Source organism: Roseibium sp. RKSG952 (genome assembly GCF_009711355.1).
Map to the genome: position 1 here is coordinate 1 of NZ_SMMF01000332.1, position 625 is coordinate 625.

Consider the following 625-nt stretch of genomic DNA (forward strand, 5'->3'; position numbering starts at 1 on the left):
CATGACGGAGGAGAGAACCACGCCGCTGCGTGAGCGTATGATCGAAGACATGCGCATCCGTGGCATAGGCGAGAAGGCTCAGCAGAGCCATATCCGGGCCATCAAGGATTTTGCGTCTTTCCTTGGACGCCCACCCGACACGGCGACGCCGGAAGAGCTGCGCAGCTATCAATTGCACATGACGAATGCGGGGGTGTCGCCTTCGACATTCAATGTTCGGATCGTCGCGCTCAGGTTCTTTTTCGGCACGACCTGCGGGCGCGAGGACATGAAGGGGCATATGCAGTTCCGGCGCAAGCCGCGGCCGCTGCCCATTGTCCTGAGCGTGGAAGAGGTCGCGGAGTTGATGGCTGCCGGACCCGGACCAGGCCTGAAGTATCGCGCGGCGCTAGGCATCAGTTACGGCGCCGGGTTGCGGGCTTCGGAGGTTTGCCATCTCAAGGTCAGCGACATCGACAGCAACCGGATGCTGATCCATGTCGAAGAGGGCAAAGGCGGCAAGGATCGCAAGGCCATGCTGGCCCCTGGTCTGCTGGAACTTCTGCGCGATTGTTGGCGTGAGGCGCGGCCGCAGGGCTGGCTGTTTCCGGGCAAGCCGAAGATCAACCCGATCTCGCCGCGCCAG

The 625-nt window shown here is 62.4% G+C and carries 1 protein-coding gene; it reads left to right on the forward strand.

The window, feature by feature from the left end; all coding sequences use genetic code 11:
* Window position 1: 1 nt before the first annotated feature.
* Window positions 2-625, forward strand: a 624-nt coding sequence (locus E1297_RS00915) for a site-specific integrase (protein WP_155132736.1), incomplete at its 3' end; no start/stop codon positions are given.